Below are 15,656 nucleotides of genomic sequence, written 5' to 3'. Positions count from 1 at the left end.
ACGGAAAGAACCAGAGTAATAAAACAACAGATATAATGAAGACAAGATTTTTTGCACTTGCAGCGCTCGCCCTCTTATTGGGCGCCTGCACGCAGGACGAAGCAGGCTTCCTGCCGGAAGGGGCGGAAGGCACATCCATCGTCTTCACCGCCACGGGGCTGAACCCCGCTGCGACAGCCATCGCCGGCACCCGTGCCCCCGCGAATGGCAATTGGACGGGTGTGCAGAGCGTGGCAGTTCTGATGGACGGCATGGTGAAGACGTACAACGTGACGCCCTCCACCGCCGACCCCACCAGCGCCACGCTGACCTCCACCGACCCGTACTACTGGACCAACCACAACGACATCACCGTCACAGCGTGGTGGCCCTACACCGCTGGCGAGACAACCCCACCTGCGGTAAAGGTAAAAGCCAACCAAAGTGCCCAGAAAGACTTTGAGACCAGCGACCTCATCGTAGCCGACGGACAGAAGGTGATCTACGGTAGCCCCACGCTCCGCTTCACCCACCGCACGGCGCGAGTGACCGTCGTTCTGACGGACTACACCGAGGGGCTGGCATCCGTGCAGTTGACGGGTCTCTCCACCGAAGGCGACAACCCGGATATAATCGTCCCGTATGACAAGGGCAGCAACACCTACACCGCCATCGTCGCCCCGCAAAGTGTGGCAGCTGGCACAGCCTTCATTACCAGCACCTTCACTAACGGCAAGACCTTCGTTTATAAGATGAAGAATGCTACCGACTGGCAGGCGGGCGGTGAATATACCTACACCGTCTCCCTCGCTGCGGCAAAAGACCTGGGCTATACCATAGAGAGCAACGGCAGCTACACGGTCTATAACGCCGACGGCCTGCTGAATGTAGCCGAATTAGTGAACGGAGGTAAGACCGACATAAACATTACCCTCACCGCTGACATTGACCTCACAGGCAAAGACTGGACACCGATAGGCACAGACTACGACAACTCATACAAAGGCACCTTCGACGGTGGCGGCCATACCATTACGGGGCTGACCTTTACGACAAATGACGAATTTGCGGGTCTGTTCGGCTGGCTCAATAGAGCTGGTACGGTGAAGAACGTGGTGATGGAGGGCGTACAGATAACAAGCAATCAAATATATGGCGGCAGTATTGGCGGCGTGGTAGGATCTGGCTGGGGCACCATTGAAAACTGCTCGGTGTCGGGCAGCGTCAGCGGCACGGTGTATGTCGGCGGTGTGGTGGGTGTTCAAATAGGCGGTTCCATCACCGGATGCAGCTCCTCGGCCACAGTGAAGGGAACGGTCGATGTCGGCGGCGTGGCAGGTCAGACGAATTCGAGTGCCACCCTGACCGCTTGCTATGCCACGGGCAACGTGACCATAGAAATAGCCCCCAAAAAGAATATCGCTGGCGGCGGTCTGGTGGGAATGAACGCAGGAAGCAGCCTCCTTGCCTGCTATGCCACGGGCAACGTAACCAGTACGGGTAGTAGCACTGGCTATGTACATATCGGCGGTTTTTTGGGAAATAACTACGCCAACGTGATGACCGCCTGCTATTGGAAGAACAATCATGAACAAGGTATCGGCTACAATAAGAAAAGCACCGAAGCCACGAAGGTGGACGGCACTGGCGTTACCTGGAAGAACGCCGTTGATGCCATGAACACCGCCTTGCAGAACGCAGGCTCAAAGTGGCGTTACGAACTTAACGGAGCATTGCCTACCTTGAGGAAGCAGTAAGCCGTTGCGGGCGGAAATGTTCCGTCCGCAACGAACATTAAACGAAGTATAACCCCAATAAAAAAAGGAGGACGTGATGGAACACACGGAGAATCCACCATATAGGTTTTGGCATCAAGGCATTGTTAATAATAATATAGACTCCAGTGTAAATATGGAAGCTGTAAGCCGGACATTGCCAAGATTGGTGCTCATTAAAGGCAACAAATCAAGTAATTAAATTAAAAACATGGGACTTTTTCACAGAGACAAGAAAAATAATGACGATGAGCCGGACAGTGTTCAAACCAATTCATTCTCTGATATTATGAATGGTTTGCAATACGCCGTAAACTGTGCACAAGATACATTGCAGAATCATCAGATACAAAATCTGACCAGACTTTTTGAAGGAACAAATGCAAATAACGCAAATACGTTCCAATCGAAAAAAATCATGGTTGGAGACAAGACTATTGATATTCCACTTATAGCTTTGATATCCCATCATTATCTTGCGATGGATAATGTGCAGATAAAGTTCAAGGCGAAGGTCGGAAGCGTGGAATCACAGATTCCGGAAAACAACTTATTGTTATCCAGCCCACAAAGAGCCAATCTCCAGATGCAGATGAGCAACATAAAACCGGATGCGGATGATGTCATGGAGGTTTGCGTCAATTTTAAGGTTCAGGAGACTCCGGAGAGCATTTCCCGAATTATTGACGATTTTGTAAAAAATATCTAACAATTTTAAAATTCAAATGTTATGGCAGAAGAAATAAAGAACCAAGGGCAACAAGAAAATGCGGAAAACTTGAATGAAAATGTAAGCGGACAGGCGAAAGAAATTATCTCCGCTGCATTGGAAGAGACTCAAAACAGAGAAACTTCTCCAGTTCTTAAAGCAGATTCAAACGTGACTGACAAATTCAAGGGGCTTCCCATGCGGGAACTTATTGCAGCTCCACTTATTGCAGCAGCCGAAGCACAACAGGAATTGGCAGCGACAGCATGGAATTTCTACCAGCAAATTGCATTTGATGGTAAAAGCGGCAATAAAGCGCGTATATTGGAATTCGATGTCGAAAGACCGATACAGCAGGATGGAAAAATGACAACAATGTCACAAAGTGTCAAGGCTCCGTTTATAGGATTGGTGCCTATTCCTTCCCTGCTCATAGATCGCGTGGATGTCGATTTCCAGATGGAGGTTACCGATACATCAAACGTAAAAAGCACTACCAACGCAGAAGTAGAGGCAAAAGCTTCTGCAAAACATTGGTTTATAAATGCGGAAATCAGCGGCAAAGTCACGACCGCCCGCGAGAACACCCGCATGACCAACCAAACGGCAAAATACCAGATACATGTGACAGCCAGTCAGCAGCCGCAGACCGAAGGTCTGTCTAAACTGATGGATATAATGGCATCATGTATCGAGCCTATAACAAACGAAAGTAACAGTAAGTAAATATATGAATTTGATTCAAGCATTAAGATTGCCAAACAGTCGAGCAGTAATGACAAATATTGCACGGTTTCATTATCAAAATATTTATAATGTAGGTTTGACCCCTCCGATTGCCACGCAAAGTAATTTGACATTTCAAATAAAAGGATATACCCGTAACTATCGTTTTCTTAGATTAGACTATGCCTGTGTCATATATATTGCGGATGGAATAGCAGTCGTTGCTTCAAATGGCATAGATACTTTAAGTTCAGGTTTTTCGGGGTGTTATATGGCCAGTTTTAGGCACAATGGCATTAGGTATGTTGCTCATATTCCAACGCCTAACAATAGTATTAAAACATCATGGAATCTGGCGGTTAAAAATCGAATAATAGATAATGTTGTTCTTTTTAAACCTACTGAAGGATTGGCGAGAATCCCAGGAACCATTGGTATTTGGGGAATTATAACATTTAACGATAGATGTTATCGGCTTGATGTAAATGAAAACGCTCCTCCAAGTCAAGCCATACGTGGCCAAAGAATTTTTAACTCAATCCCGAGAAATCCCATACTAACAGAAATTCCACCTATCGCCGGTGGTCAGATGCCTTAATAATTATAACAATTGTAAATAAGGGAAGAATGGTTGTTTCATTGAGGAGTAGAATTCTATTCGGATATATAATTCTGGTGGCGGTCATAGGCAGCATGGCCGCCATTCTCATCCATGAACCTGCGAAGTTCCACGACCTATATGCGTATTTTAAATAACGGTATTTACACAAACAGCAAATGAGCGAACAATTCGTTACCACTACCAAGCATTTCCGCAAGCTGCTTGCCGCAGGCTATCTGTTGATAGTCCTGCTGGTGGGCGGCATCATCTGCACGTGGCTCGGAGAATGGCGCGACTTGGAGTTGCTGGAACGGGAGAACCGTGAAATCAACCGCTTCCGCAAGGAAACACACGATGCGTATGTGGGTGTGGTGGAGTTGTCTCTTTTGGGCGAGTCGGTGCTGGAATGGGACGATAAGGATGTGGCGGCATACCGGCGGCAACGGATGACGGTGGATAGTATGCTTTGCCGCTTCAAGAGCCATTACGAATCGGTGCGCATAGACAGCGTGCGCCACTTGCTGGAGGACAAGGAAAAGCGGCTGTGCGCCATCATGGAGGCTCTGGAACAACAGGCGGACATCAACCGCCGGATAGCCAAGCAGGTGCCGGTGATAGTGCAAACGAGCAGGCAGGAAGAGCCGAAGAAACAGAGGAGGAAAGGTTTTCTCGGGTTGTTCGGCAAGAAACAGGAAGCACCTCCGACGACGACCACCACGATGCTCTACACACTGAACCGTGATATGATAGCGCAACAACGTGCCCAAAGCCATCGTCTGTCGGAATATGCCGACAGCCTTGCCAGCCGCAATGCGGAACTGAACCGCCAACTGCAAACCCTTATCCAGCAGATGGACCACAAGGTGCAGGCTGACTTGCAGGAACGTGAGGCGGAAATATCCGCTATGCGTGAAAAGTCGTTCTTGCAGGTAGGTATCATAACGGGTGTCATGCTGCTGTTGCTCATTATTTCATACATCATCATTCACCGCTATGCCACCCGCATCAAGCAGTACAAACGTAAGACAACAGATTTAATCGGGCAACTGCAAAAGTCCGTAAAACAAAACGAATCGTTGATAGCCTCACGCAAGAAAGCGATGCACACCATCACCCACGAGCTACGCACACCACTGACTGCCATACATGGATATGCGGAACTGATGCAGGACAACGAAGAAGAAAAGATAAGCGGTTATGCGGACAATATCCTGCAAGCCTCCAAGAGAATGACCGACATGCTCAACTCCCTGCTTGACTTCTTCCGCTTGGACAGCGGCAAGGAACAGGCGAATGTCCGTCCGTTTCGTTTGGAAAACATCGCGGAGCTGTTGCAAACGGAGTTTACGCAACAAGCAGAAGCAAAAGATCTTAAACTTACCATCGAGTGCCCGGAGGGTATTATCCTGAATGGCGACAAGGAGCGCATCATACAGATATGCGACAACCTGCTGGGCAATGCCGTCAAGTTCACGAATGCCGGAAGCGTTTCACTTGTCATAAGCTATGACGGCAATAGGCTGACCCTTGTAGTAGAGGACACCGGAACCGGCATGAGTGCGGAAGAACAACAGCGAGTGTTCGGAGCGTTCGAGCGGCTTTCCAACGCCGCCACGCAAGACGGTTTCGGATTGGGGTTAAGCATTGTGAAACAGATAGTCGGGATGCTTGGCGGCACTATACGCTTGGAAAGCGAAAAAGGAGAAGGCAGTCGTTTTACTGTGGAGTTGCCAATGAACACTGCCGATATTGGTATTGAAGAACAGACAGCCGCAGAAAGTCTGGCTCATATAGAAAGACCTTATTCTGTCATCGTATTGGACGACAATCCGATGGTATTATCCATGACAAAGGAAATGTATGCTGGTATAGGTGTGCATTGCGACACGTTCACCACTATTGGCGATGCAATGGAAGCCATGCGGCAGCACACATACGACCTCATGATAACCGATATGAAGATGCCGGAGATTAACGGCTATGAGGTGTTGGAGTTGTTACGCTCGTCAAGTGTCAGCAACTCGAAAGAGATTCCCATTGTCGTGGCGACCGCCTCCGGCAGTTGCAGCGAAGAGGAGCTGTTGGAAAATGGATTTACCGCCTGCCTGTTCAAGCCATTTTCCATTTCCGAACTGGTTGCTGTATCAGACAAATGCCTTTTGATAAGTACGGACAAGGATGAACTTCCCGACTTGTCCTCTCTGCTTGCATATGGTGACAAACGGGCGATGCTTGACCGTTTGATAACCGAAACAGAAAAGGATATGCAGGCTGTCCGGGAAATCATGGAGAGGAATGACCGCAAGGCGTTGGACGAATGGATACACCGTCAGCGAAGTTCATGGGCTGTTATCCGTGCTGACAAACCCTTGTGGAACCTGTATGAACTGCTGCATCAAGAATCTGAATGTTCCGAAATGGAATTGCGGAAATGCGTGGATGCCATGCTTCGTATGGGAACAGTTATCATAGAACTTGCGCAAAAGGAAAGGAGGTTGTCGGATGAAAGTATTTGTGATTGAGGACAACCCCGTCTATAACGATTATGTCTGCAACCTGCTGAAGAAAGACAGCTTCGATACTATGTCGGCATATAATCTTGCCACTGCCAAGAAACTATTGGTAAAGTCAGAGGTGGATGATATTGTCGTTGCCGACCTACGCCTCCCCGACGGTGAAAGCATAGAGTTGTTACGGTGGATGCGTGCCAACGACAAACAACAGGTGTTTATCGTTATGACCAATTACGGGGAGGTGCATACGGCAGTGGAAAGTATGAAGCTCGGCTCAAAGGATTACATACAGAAACAGTTGTTGGAGGATAAACTGATACCGCTTATCCGCACCCTGCAAAAAGAACATGAAAAGCGACTACAATGGAACATTCCGATATTCGTCCGGCAGGGCGAAGCCTATCAGAAAATCAAGAAACGTGTGCGCCTTGTAGCCACCACCCGGATGAGCGTGCTGATACTGGGCGAGAACGGTACGGGCAAGGAACATATCGCACAACATATACACCAACAAAGCAAACTTGCCGATAAACCTTTTGTGGCAGTGGACTGCGGAGCCTTGTCCCCGTCATTGATACAATCCGCCTTCTTCGGACACGTCAAGGGCGCGTTTACGGGTGCCGAAGCAAACAAGACGGGGTATTTTCTGGAAGCGGATGGCGGCACGCTGTTCCTTGACGAAGTGGGCAACCTAACAATGGAGATGCAACAGATGCTGCTCCGCGCCATACAGGAACGCCGTTACCGTCCCGTCGGAGCAAAGGAGGACAAAACAGCCAACGTGAGGATAGTGGCTGCAACCAACGAGGATTTGCAGAAAGCCGTAACGGAAAAGCGGTTCCGGCAGGATTTGCTCTATCGCTTGCAGGAGTATGTGATAACCATGCCGCCCTTGCGCGACTGCCCGGAAGACATCATGCCATTGGCCGAGTTCTTCCGTGAAATGGCAAACCGTGAGTTGGAACGTGAAGTAAAAGGTTTTGCCGCATCTGCCCGTAATGCCCTGCTCGCCCATGCGTGGCCGGGCAACGTGCGCGAGTTGAAACAGAAGATACAGACGGCAGTCCTGCAATCAGAAGGCGATATGATAACCGAAGCCGATTTGGAACTTGACAATGAACCGTCCGCTACTTCCGCTTGTTTTACATTGAAGAGCGGGGATGAAGAAAGAGGACGTATCCTGCGTGCTTTGAAACAAGCAGCCGGTAACAAGAAAATGGCTGCAAAGATACTGGGTATCGGCAGGACAACGCTGTATAATAAATTGGTAGAATATGGATTGAATGAAGAAAACTGACCGGAGTATGGCTGTAAATGGCAATAATTGATTAACTTTGCAATTGTATTTCAGAAAATAGCAGGCGATTGGGTAACTTTTCGCCGATGATATAGACATAAGACCGCAAGGCATTTCGAGCGAAAATCTGGTAAATTTAGTTATATCTCAAAATTTCACATCTTAATATCTTATAAATTAACAATTTATATTGTGATGTGTTTTTATCAAGGAACAAATTAGGAACAGAAACACGAATTATCATATTTTCTTGTTTTTTTATTTGCACTACCTTTCTTTCTCTTCACTTGTTCGTACTTTGAGTATTTTTCCAAGTCATTTCACACGATTTTCATCCTCTCGCCAAGAGTGATTGTTGCAGTCATCTATGGATGAATAACCACAGCCAAAAGAAAAAAGGACAAATCTCTGTTTCTTTCAAGGAACATTGTTTTTTGCAAAGGTAACCATTTCCCTCAAAACACCTATACAGGCAGTCCAATATATCTGCCTATATTTAGTTTACTTTAGTTTAGCATATATATAAGCTAATAGACTAAACTAAACCTTTACCGAAGTTCTCCCCCTTACTTTTATATTCACAGTCAAAAGAGAAGATAATCGCACCGATATTTTCTTTTTTCGCTGCATCCCAATTTTACGGAAGTTCCTTTTATCGTAACTTCTGCCATAGGCATTTTATCCTCGCATCCCAACTTTCGGTCTGCCTGATGAGAATTGTGTCGCAAAGGTACTTGTCATGTCTTTCTTGTATTCAAGGTCACAGCCTGACGGTTCCCGACAAAATCTCCACGCTCCGCTTTGCAGAGGTCGTATTTGGTCGTGAAACCCTGCATAAAGAGCCATAACACCTTTTGAGGCGACATAATTTTCAATCAAGCCCGAAAGTAGCTGAAATGCTAAAAGAGGGAAAATAAAAAACTTAAAACTTAGGATTATGGCAAACTATGCAACAAACATTTTCTACGCAAGGACGGAAAACAAAGCAGACCTCGACAAGATAGAGGCATTCTTGGATGACACTTTTGACGGCTTTGTCAATAGACACAGCGATAGCGTGGATGCGGAGTTTACCTCTCGTTGGGTTTATCCGGAAGAAGAAATCGACAGGCTGATAGCTTCGTTGGAAGCCAAAGACAAAACTTATATCAAAATTCTGTCCTACGAATTTGCAGACGAATACGTGAGCTTCAGAATCTTCTCACAGGGTAAATGGGATATCAAGTTGTAACCCTAAAATGACAAGACTATGTACGAATACGAAAAAGATAGCGAAATTATAGGTGCGCACTGCACCCTGCTTACCCCCTATAAAGGCTACTCCGAGGGAACAGTTGTCGGCGACTTCGGCAATAAAATAGTGGTACGTCTTAGCAGTGGCAAAGAGGTGGTCGAGTACCGTGATGAAGTGATTATTTACGATTAAATCCAAGAGCGATGCAACAGGTAGCAATGAAATTCGTCCAATGGGACGTACCCGAATTAGAAAAGCTGAAAGGCTGCAGGGTTTACCAGTTACGGGAACAACTTGATAACGGAGACAAGTTGAGCCGTGAAGACAAGAACTGGATTACCCGAAACGTGAAAGAGTGCATCCATTTCAAAAGAGGTATCGCATTGATGGGCTACTTCTTTGATTTCTCCGATGTTCTCAAACGATATTTCGTGAAACAGCACGGACATATCACCGAGTATTGCGCCATTGACAAGACTGCGTTGCGCTCTGTCTTGTATGGTCGAATAGAAGACGTAGTAGAAGTATAATTAAAATCAAAGAAACATGAAAGCAACGATTGAGCATAGCTTTTGTCCTTATTGTGACGAGGTAACAGAACTCTACTTCCGTATCATCAACACGATTCTTTTCTCAACCGATGAAACGGAACTGCGTACCGGCATGGAACGCCTACAAGAAAAAACACGTCTTGATGATTATTTCGTCTTCGGCTATGGCAAGCATCACCTATGGGTCTGCCAAAGACGTCCCAGTAATCAAAAAAAGATTTTCGAGCATCGGGTAATCATGGCAGAATTTTGATGATACAGGCAGGAACGGGATAATCTTCCATTCCTGCCACGCCGCATTCCCTTTTTTACATCTATCTCTCTCTTTTGGCTGCGCCATATCCTTTTGTAAAAACCAGCCATTCGTGAAAAGCTGCCGTCCGCTTTTCCGAAAAGCAGGGTTCTTTCCTTTTTCCCTTTTGTCCCCTATTCTTTCTGCCGGACGGGAACATGGCAGCACCCCGATACCCCGTTCCGCCTTTTGTCGCCACTTCGTTGATATTCCCTTCTGCGGTATCGCCACCTGTTGTCAGTTCAGTGTTCTGTTTGTAGCCACCTCTATTCAGTCCGACCGAATTACACGAAAATCCCTGCCGATTCTGCGGACTTACAGCCGAAACGCGCACCATTGTGCCGGTGGACGGATTGCTCTTTCACTTCCCCTGCAACTACGGCTTTCCGCTCATTTTCAGAATAGTTTTCCGCCGAAGTCATCATCATTTTCCGATGCAAAGATAGTATGCAGACGGGAACGACTTTGGAAGTCTTGACCAATGGCACAGCCGTACAATCTTCCTTTATCGAGCCTTCTGGTTTTGCCTACGGACAAAAATAAAGAGTATTGATGCGTCCGGCCTTGGTGCATTCCCTTAACTGCACCTACTTTTTGAGGCAGCGTAAAATTGATTTAATAACTTCTAAAAACAATTCATTATGAAAAAGATTGAAAACAATTTCGTAGTAACCGGTTTCGTAGGAAAGGATGCAGAAATCCGTCAGTTCACCAACGCAAGTGTAGCACGTTTCCCTCTGGCAGTAAGCCGACTGGAGAATAATGGCGAGGAATCCAAACGCGTTTCCGCCTTTATGAATTTTGAGGCGTGGCGTAAAAACGAGAACACCGGGTCGTTCGACCAACTGACCAAGGGTACGATGCTGACCGTCGAGGGGTATTTCAAGCCCGAAGAATGGAGCGACCAAAGCGGTGTGAAACACAACCGTATCGTGATAGTCGCCGTCAAGTTCTATCCGCCCGTCGAGAAGGAGGAGACTCCTGAAAAGCCGGCCAAACCAGCGAAAAAAGGCAAGAAATAATCCTTGCCTTATCACGACAAAAGCGGCCTTTGGGTCGCTTTTGTTTTACTCATTACGGTGTTGTTGCACCATCTGTACTTTTATACTCTACTTGTTCTCTTTTACCGCATTCAGAAATGCTTTGGCAGGTTTGAATGCAGGGATGTTGTGAGCGGGAATTTTAATTGTCGTATTCTTCGAAATGTTCCGGGCCGTCTTTTCAGCTCTCCGTTTTATAACAAAGCTGCCGAAGCCGCGCAAGAACACCTCGTTTCCCGCAACCATCGACTCTTTTACATTTTCCATGAATGATTCCACCACAGTCATCACAACCGTTTTCTCAATTCCGCTCTGCCGTGAGATCTGAGCGACAATTTCCGCTTTTGTCATATTGTTCTTGATTTTAATGAATACGGTGCAAAATTAACAAATATCCGCCTGTTATAACAATCCAAACTTATTTGTCATCCCGAAAACTGCTTTTACTGAATCCGCCGAAGACGCCCCTCAAGAGCCTGCCCACTACCAAAAATACCAACAATAAAATTATAATATCTCCCATAGGTCTTATTTTTTATAGTTATATCCAACTTAAAGATACGAAAAAATAATGAATTACGCAAGTAATCTACTGATTTTCAATATCCATATTTGATTTATAAGTTCTATTTCCGGATGCCCGGCACGCGTCCCGGTGTTCGGTTAAGCTGAACCTTGTATTTATTGAGAATGCTGTACACGGTGCTTTTACTCCGGACACCGCTCTCTTTCCAAATATCACGGATTGAATACCCATTGTTATACATATCCACGATTTTTTTGTCCCGTTCAGTTTTACTCATACTTTTTTTGGTAATCGGAATACTGATACTCTGCTGCAGGCGTATAATCTTATCTGACGACTTCCGCAAAACAGCCACTTCCTCCGGTAATGCCCCGAACATGGCCAATACTTCCGCCGGTGTCGTGTCCGGAAACAATTTGTTGTCGGTGTCAATTTTATCGTGAATGGAGATAATACGCACGACCTTGATGCGGCATAGCTCGATCAATGCCGATAGTTCCCGTAAACCACGCACGGCATTGCTGAATTTTGACACCACCAATTCGTCGCCTCTTTCAAGATTCGACATCAGTTGTTTCCATCTCGGTCTGAGCGTCTCGTGTCCGACCGATTCTTCAACCACTTGTACACACCCGTACTGGCGCATCCATTCCTTATCCGCATCAAACGCATCGTAGGAATTCGCCTCGAATATATAACCGACTTTTGCCATATCAATATACAATATTCATGATAACAAGTGCAAATATACAAGTTTTATTCGAGTATCTGAATCATACTATATTAAAAAACGAAAATCGTACATTTTTCATGTTTTTATCTTCACTTGTTTTCATTGGTAATCATACTATTAAGTACGATATTAAAAAATGCGCAAAATACGGTTTTTCGGATGCGAAGTATCAAAAATAATATATAGTTTTGCACTAAATAGTACGAAATAATATAGTATGAAAACATCAAAATCGAACTTAAAACAGCCGATAATCTTTGCCAAAATAATTGCCGTTTCGATTGCCGTATTCCTATGCGCATCATGCGACAACGGCAATGGCAAACGATTGGCGAAAGCCAAGAATGACCCTGCCGGAACATACAGGGAATACCTGTCTGACATACGCAGGCAGAAAAGACTCTCCATTAAAGAATTGACCGGACACCTCAAGCAATGGCAAACATTGAGGGATTCCGTATTCCTGTATCTCGAATGTGATACGCTTGGCCGGCTTCATTCCACTGTAAGAGAAGAGTGTGAACAGATACATGATTCCATCCGCATGGAATTTTCACGGATGGTGCTGTCTCAAACACGCACTTATAAGGATATACTGTGGGTAAAAGAACAAATCTCGCCGCATCTTGAAGACAAAGAGTTGCATCGTGTGGCTGAAACAATCCGGCCGTTCTTTGCCTCATTGGATAACCAGCCCGTCAGTCAGAGAAACCGACAACATATTCTTGCCACTTATCGAGCTACCCTTGCTGAAACGATTGATTACGGTATTCATTGTATGGCAGACCTGACGACCTTTATCGAAAAGGAGGATGCTGTGTACCGGGCATTCCTTTCACGTCTGCCTGATTTCGACGGCGAGAATCTTTCCGACATCACGCATGACACGGAACGATGCTGCGCACAGGTATTTCTTGCCGCCGAACGGAACGACATCACCTATCGCAATGCCATGATTTATTTGGCCATGCGCACCAACCGCAGGCTGATTCAGAATGTCCGAACCTGTATCGACGACATCTGCAATCAAAAAGTCAAGACACCGGCACAGGCACAAGCCTACATCTGGATGCTTCTCCAGCCTTATTCGTCGTTGGACGGTTTCTGCTTGGCGTTGCTTTCAGCCGAAGAAAGAGAGCAACTCGATATGCTTGCCTCGCAGACACCCGACGCTTTCAGAGAGTTGGGCAGGATGCTGCACCCAGGAGACAACCGCTTGGACGAGCTGCCCGGAATGCTGATGGAAGCATTCATACACACGCTGTAAAATATGACAACAGAAAAATATATGAATATGTTACGACATTTTTATAATGACTTCATGGCATTCGTCCCCCTGCAACTTCCGCAGTTGCTCGATGTGACGACGATGGAAGAACCGCAGTTCTACGGCGACTATGTGCTGCTTACGTTTCCGTTGCGCACCCCTTACGAACTGGACGAAGTAATGGATATGTTCGAGGACGACATGGAGTTGATCACGCTTTACCACCATATCCCGATGCGGACGGAAAAATTCGGTCATAGCACTTGTGCATACTCGAATCCCGCTTTCGGACAGATGTTCAAGATGAACGCCAAGACTGATACGGAGGGTAATGTAAACAGCATCCTTGTTACCATCTATGATTCTTTGGAGCAGATGTACGGGGACCTATGCCTCGATTTGGAACTTCACTCCAAAAGCGGGTTCCTGAAATACAAGAAAGACAAGTCCGACGTGCTGATGAATTTCATATGAGAGAAAGTTTATACCGACAGATGGTCTATTGCATCAACACCTACCGGACGTGGATAGAGGTTGCCGATGACAATCTCTACAAGGAGCATATCATCTCAAGAACCGACCGCACCGATTACCTCGTTTCCCGTACATTGGTGCTGCGTGCCTTCAAGACGAACGGCATACACGCCGAGGGTACGACATGGACTATTCCCGAACACGAACTGGACAAGGCTTTGGCCATCTACCGAAAGCAAGACAGTACATTCAAGCAGCGCATCAAGAAATCGGCCATGTACTTTTCGCCCAAGGATGCCGAAACCCTTATCCGACTGGCGACATACGGTATTGTCCAGTTGGAACTCATTGTGCGCCCCACTCCCATACCCGAAAAGCCCTATTACTTATGTTACTGAATATCCTGCTACTCATTTTCTGCGCGATACCTTTCGGGGTATCAATGTCATTGTACAAGAACAACAAGCGGTTCATGACACCCTTTTACATGGCAATGGCACGAAGCGGCAACGCCCGTAAACTGTATGTGCAAGTATGGCTGATATGCCTGCTTCTTTTCCATTATGTATATGCCTGTGGACATATGGGTGAGTTTGGAATCCTACTCTCTACCGGTGTCTGTGCCGCAATGTTCTCGTTCCGATGGACGGACAACTGGTTACGCAGGTTGCTTGACCGCCCCGGTGCATTTGTCACACTCGCATCGGTCGCACTGGTCATCGGCTTTGTGCCGCATCTGTACACCTTGGCGATAACCATTACCTATCTTCTTCTGGCAGCCCTGTTCTATCCCTCCGTTCGGGTCATGTCCGAATGCAAGGACACGGGGACACTTTCCGGATGGGCAAAGCATCCCGGAATGCTGTCAGAATCCTATCACGACAATCATCACGCAAATCTGCCGCATGAAGCGGACAGCGGCAACACTGACATATCCGCACAATATGAATCATTAAAACCGAATGAAAATGAAAAATAACCAAAAGATACCTGTTTCCATATTGGCAGACAGGGAGGTATTCGAATATCTCAAGGAGAAAGGGGATGAACGCAAGACACGCACCGAAGCGTACTGTGACCTGTTGGACAAATCACTGGCAGGTTTCGTTTCCCCGTTTTTAAGAAAGAAGGACTACGTGCTGCAACCCAACCAGTGCTACCTGACCGTTTCCGACCTCGCATCGGAGTGGCATTGGCACAGGGCTACCGTCCGTTCTTTTTTGAGTGCAATGGAGGCATTCGGCTTGCTGACCCGCATCCAGCTTCCCAAAAGCGTGGTCATTACCATGACCGTACAATCCGGTCAGGCAGCACAGCCCCGCGATGCACAGGAGCAGCCGGACTTTGCCGGACAGCTCCGTGAGGTATTGTCCGATTGGGTAATCGGCAAAACGACCGCTGCCGAAACTGGCGTAATGTGTGGACAACTCGTAAGTCTGGCAAAGGCTGAAATTGCCGACCGTGACGCCGGACACTGTTCGGACACCCATTCCATCACGACCTCCGCACATTCCGGCACTTTGGTCACGGAACATCGTGAAACAGCCCTGTGCTGCATCGCCCACGCCGCCCTGCAAAAAATCCTGCACAAGTCGAGATTCGATGACAGTTCGCCGCTTGTGGATTTCTTCCGGCTTGACCTCGGCGAAGAATGGGCAGCTTTCATCGAGTCCGCCAAAGACCTCGCCGGGCTGATTCTCGACACCGAGGCATCAGTGACGGACTTCGACATGGACGAAGACCAAGAACGCCTCAAATCGCTTCGCAAACCCTTTTTATCGCTTCTGGCGAAGGCACAGGCGATGGTGGATTGAACCGGGAGTCGAAAACAGATTGTATAACGCGAACAATCCGCCTCCATCCCTTAACGGTCATCCTGCCGGTTATAGGAGGCACACGGGCTTGCCCGTCTGCCACGAAACAAAGGGAAGGGGGAGCC

General features: G+C 47.1%; 20 protein-coding genes. 16 read left to right on the top strand and 4 right to left on the bottom strand.

Annotated elements, in window-relative coordinates; genetic code table 11:
- Positions 1-35: 35 nt before the first annotated feature.
- The 6 genes from CZ225_RS15105 (at position 36) to CZ225_RS15080 (ending at position 7,600) form a co-directional block, all read left to right on the top strand.
- A complete protein-coding gene (locus tag CZ225_RS15105; RefSeq protein WP_077154591.1) occupies positions 36-1,736 on the top strand; it encodes a fimbrillin family protein in 1,701 nt (566 codons plus the stop codon).
- Positions 1,737-1,965: 229 nt separating this feature from the next.
- Positions 1,966-2,463 carry a DUF2589 domain-containing protein gene (locus CZ225_RS15100; protein WP_005680436.1) on the top strand — a complete coding sequence of 166 codons (498 nt, stop codon included), beginning with the start codon at positions 1,966-1,968 and terminating at the stop codon, positions 2,461-2,463.
- A gap of 21 nt (positions 2,464-2,484) precedes the next feature.
- Positions 2,485-3,189: a DUF2589 domain-containing protein gene (locus CZ225_RS15095; RefSeq protein WP_007749099.1), complete on the top strand. Its 705-nt coding sequence runs from the start codon at positions 2,485-2,487 to the stop codon at positions 3,187-3,189.
- 4 nt (positions 3,190-3,193) lie between these two features.
- Positions 3,194-3,787, top strand: a complete 594-nt coding sequence (locus CZ225_RS15090; protein WP_053397350.1) for a hypothetical protein — start codon at positions 3,194-3,196, stop codon at positions 3,785-3,787.
- Positions 3,788-3,966: 179 nt separating this feature from the next.
- The gene (locus tag CZ225_RS15085; protein WP_077154590.1) at positions 3,967-6,312 is read left to right on the top strand and encodes a hybrid sensor histidine kinase/response regulator; all 2,346 of its coding nucleotides are present in this window, start codon (positions 3,967-3,969) and stop codon (positions 6,310-6,312) included.
- Positions 6,293-7,600, top strand: a complete 1,308-nt coding sequence (locus CZ225_RS15080) for a sigma-54-dependent transcriptional regulator (protein WP_004309733.1) — start codon at positions 6,293-6,295, stop codon at positions 7,598-7,600. The genes CZ225_RS15085 and CZ225_RS15080 overlap by 20 nt, the downstream gene beginning before the upstream one ends.
- Positions 7,601-8,337: 737 nt before the next feature.
- Here the strand turns inward: CZ225_RS15080 and CZ225_RS24595 are convergent.
- Complete coding sequence (locus CZ225_RS24595; protein WP_004301204.1) at positions 8,338-8,466, bottom strand: hypothetical protein; 129 nt, start codon at positions 8,464-8,466, stop codon at positions 8,338-8,340.
- Between the two features lie 71 nt (positions 8,467-8,537).
- On the opposite strand from CZ225_RS24595, the gene CZ225_RS15070 reads away from it, so the two are divergent.
- Genes CZ225_RS15070 through CZ225_RS15055 form a run of 4 tightly spaced genes read left to right on the top strand, consistent with a single transcriptional unit; the run spans position 8,538 to position 9,638 of the window.
- Complete coding sequence (locus CZ225_RS15070) at positions 8,538-8,831, top strand: hypothetical protein (protein ID WP_004301205.1); 294 nt, start codon at positions 8,538-8,540, stop codon at positions 8,829-8,831.
- Between the two features lie 18 nt (positions 8,832-8,849).
- Positions 8,850-9,026 (top strand): hypothetical protein, encoded by a 177-nt coding sequence (locus tag CZ225_RS15065; protein WP_004301206.1) that lies wholly within the window; start codon positions 8,850-8,852, stop codon positions 9,024-9,026.
- 11 nt (positions 9,027-9,037) lie between these two features.
- Positions 9,038-9,364 carry a hypothetical protein gene (locus CZ225_RS15060; protein WP_004301207.1) on the top strand — a complete coding sequence of 109 codons (327 nt, stop codon included), beginning with the start codon at positions 9,038-9,040 and terminating at the stop codon, positions 9,362-9,364.
- A 16-nt stretch (positions 9,365-9,380) separates the two neighbouring features.
- Entirely contained in the window at positions 9,381-9,638 is a 258-nt protein-coding gene (locus CZ225_RS15055; protein ID WP_004301208.1) for a hypothetical protein, read from the top strand.
- A 61-nt stretch (positions 9,639-9,699) separates the two neighbouring features.
- Here CZ225_RS15055 and CZ225_RS23925 read toward each other — a convergent pair whose 3' ends face one another.
- The gene (locus CZ225_RS23925) at positions 9,700-10,014 is read right to left on the bottom strand and encodes a hypothetical protein (protein ID WP_004301209.1); all 315 of its coding nucleotides are present in this window, start codon (positions 10,012-10,014) and stop codon (positions 9,700-9,702) included.
- Between the two features lie 304 nt (positions 10,015-10,318).
- Here CZ225_RS23925 and CZ225_RS15040 point away from each other — a divergent pair, with 304 nt between their 5' ends.
- On the top strand, positions 10,319-10,699 hold the full coding sequence (locus CZ225_RS15040; protein ID WP_004301211.1) for a single-stranded DNA-binding protein: 381 nt from the start codon (positions 10,319-10,321) through the stop codon (positions 10,697-10,699).
- Positions 10,700-10,786: 87 nt separating this feature from the next.
- Here CZ225_RS15040 and CZ225_RS15035 read toward each other — a convergent pair whose 3' ends face one another.
- Both CZ225_RS15035 and CZ225_RS15030 read right to left on the bottom strand, forming a co-directional pair.
- Positions 10,787-11,080, bottom strand: a complete 294-nt coding sequence (locus CZ225_RS15035) for an HU family DNA-binding protein (protein ID WP_256596129.1) — start codon at positions 11,078-11,080, stop codon at positions 10,787-10,789.
- Positions 11,081-11,343: 263 nt separating this feature from the next.
- Positions 11,344-11,955 (bottom strand): recombinase family protein, encoded by a 612-nt coding sequence (locus CZ225_RS15030; protein ID WP_004301218.1) that lies wholly within the window; start codon positions 11,953-11,955, stop codon positions 11,344-11,346.
- 238 nt (positions 11,956-12,193) lie between these two features.
- Here CZ225_RS15030 and CZ225_RS15020 point away from each other — a divergent pair, with 238 nt between their 5' ends.
- From CZ225_RS15020 to CZ225_RS15000, 5 genes are read left to right on the top strand one after another with little or no spacing between them, the layout of a single operon-like run.
- Positions 12,194-13,243: a hypothetical protein gene (locus CZ225_RS15020; protein ID WP_004301222.1), complete on the top strand. Its 1,050-nt coding sequence runs from the start codon at positions 12,194-12,196 to the stop codon at positions 13,241-13,243.
- Between the two features lie 27 nt (positions 13,244-13,270).
- A complete protein-coding gene (locus CZ225_RS15015; protein ID WP_005680025.1) occupies positions 13,271-13,717 on the top strand; it encodes a hypothetical protein in 447 nt (148 codons plus the stop codon).
- Positions 13,714-14,115 carry a hypothetical protein gene (locus tag CZ225_RS15010; protein WP_077154589.1) on the top strand — a complete coding sequence of 134 codons (402 nt, stop codon included), beginning with the start codon at positions 13,714-13,716 and terminating at the stop codon, positions 14,113-14,115. Before CZ225_RS15015 ends, CZ225_RS15010 begins: the two co-directional genes overlap by 4 nt.
- A complete protein-coding gene (locus CZ225_RS15005; RefSeq protein ID WP_004301229.1) occupies positions 14,106-14,696 on the top strand; it encodes a hypothetical protein in 591 nt (196 codons plus the stop codon). The genes CZ225_RS15010 and CZ225_RS15005 overlap by 10 nt, the downstream gene beginning before the upstream one ends.
- Entirely contained in the window at positions 14,686-15,531 is an 846-nt protein-coding gene (locus CZ225_RS15000) for a helix-turn-helix domain-containing protein (protein ID WP_004320581.1), read from the top strand. The genes CZ225_RS15005 and CZ225_RS15000 overlap by 11 nt, the downstream gene beginning before the upstream one ends.
- Positions 15,532-15,656 lie beyond the last annotated feature (125 nt).

This window comes from Bacteroides bouchesdurhonensis, from assembly GCF_900155865.1.
Taxonomy (GTDB): Bacteria; Bacteroidota; Bacteroidia; order Bacteroidales; family Bacteroidaceae; genus Bacteroides; species Bacteroides bouchesdurhonensis.
The sequence above is the reverse complement of the archived record's forward strand: the minus strand, read 5'-3'. Positions and strand labels throughout refer to the sequence as shown.

Excerpts from the sequence above, each read along its gene's own strand:
- CZ225_RS15105 (WP_077154591.1), top strand. The coding sequence starts at position 36 with ATGAAGACAAGATTTTTTGCACTTGCAGCGCTCGCCCTCTTATTGGGC.
- CZ225_RS15100 (WP_005680436.1), top strand. The coding sequence starts at position 1,966 with ATGGGACTTTTTCACAGAGACAAGAAAAATAATGACGATGAGCCGGAC.
- CZ225_RS15095 (WP_007749099.1), top strand. The coding sequence starts at position 2,485 with ATGGCAGAAGAAATAAAGAACCAAGGGCAACAAGAAAATGCGGAAAAC.
- CZ225_RS15090 (WP_053397350.1), top strand. The coding sequence starts at position 3,194 with ATGAATTTGATTCAAGCATTAAGATTGCCAAACAGTCGAGCAGTAATG.
- CZ225_RS15085 (WP_077154590.1), top strand. The coding sequence starts at position 3,967 with ATGAGCGAACAATTCGTTACCACTACCAAGCATTTCCGCAAGCTGCTT.
- CZ225_RS15080 (WP_004309733.1), top strand. The coding sequence starts at position 6,293 with ATGAAAGTATTTGTGATTGAGGACAACCCCGTCTATAACGATTATGTC.
- CZ225_RS24595 (WP_004301204.1), bottom strand. The coding sequence starts at position 8,466 with ATGTCGCCTCAAAAGGTGTTATGGCTCTTTATGCAGGGTTTCACGACC.
- CZ225_RS15070 (WP_004301205.1), top strand. The coding sequence starts at position 8,538 with ATGGCAAACTATGCAACAAACATTTTCTACGCAAGGACGGAAAACAAA.
- CZ225_RS15065 (WP_004301206.1), top strand. The coding sequence starts at position 8,850 with ATGTACGAATACGAAAAAGATAGCGAAATTATAGGTGCGCACTGCACC.
- CZ225_RS15060 (WP_004301207.1), top strand. The coding sequence starts at position 9,038 with ATGCAACAGGTAGCAATGAAATTCGTCCAATGGGACGTACCCGAATTA.
- CZ225_RS15055 (WP_004301208.1), top strand. The coding sequence starts at position 9,381 with ATGAAAGCAACGATTGAGCATAGCTTTTGTCCTTATTGTGACGAGGTA.
- CZ225_RS23925 (WP_004301209.1), bottom strand. The coding sequence starts at position 10,014 with ATGGTGCGCGTTTCGGCTGTAAGTCCGCAGAATCGGCAGGGATTTTCG.
- CZ225_RS15040 (WP_004301211.1), top strand. The coding sequence starts at position 10,319 with ATGAAAAAGATTGAAAACAATTTCGTAGTAACCGGTTTCGTAGGAAAG.
- CZ225_RS15030 (WP_004301218.1), bottom strand. The coding sequence starts at position 11,955 with ATGGCAAAAGTCGGTTATATATTCGAGGCGAATTCCTACGATGCGTTT.
- CZ225_RS15020 (WP_004301222.1), top strand. The coding sequence starts at position 12,194 with ATGAAAACATCAAAATCGAACTTAAAACAGCCGATAATCTTTGCCAAA.
- CZ225_RS15015 (WP_005680025.1), top strand. The coding sequence starts at position 13,271 with ATGTTACGACATTTTTATAATGACTTCATGGCATTCGTCCCCCTGCAA.
- CZ225_RS15010 (WP_077154589.1), top strand. The coding sequence starts at position 13,714 with ATGAGAGAAAGTTTATACCGACAGATGGTCTATTGCATCAACACCTAC.
- CZ225_RS15005 (WP_004301229.1), top strand. The coding sequence starts at position 14,106 with ATGTTACTGAATATCCTGCTACTCATTTTCTGCGCGATACCTTTCGGG.
- CZ225_RS15000 (WP_004320581.1), top strand. The coding sequence starts at position 14,686 with ATGAAAAATAACCAAAAGATACCTGTTTCCATATTGGCAGACAGGGAG.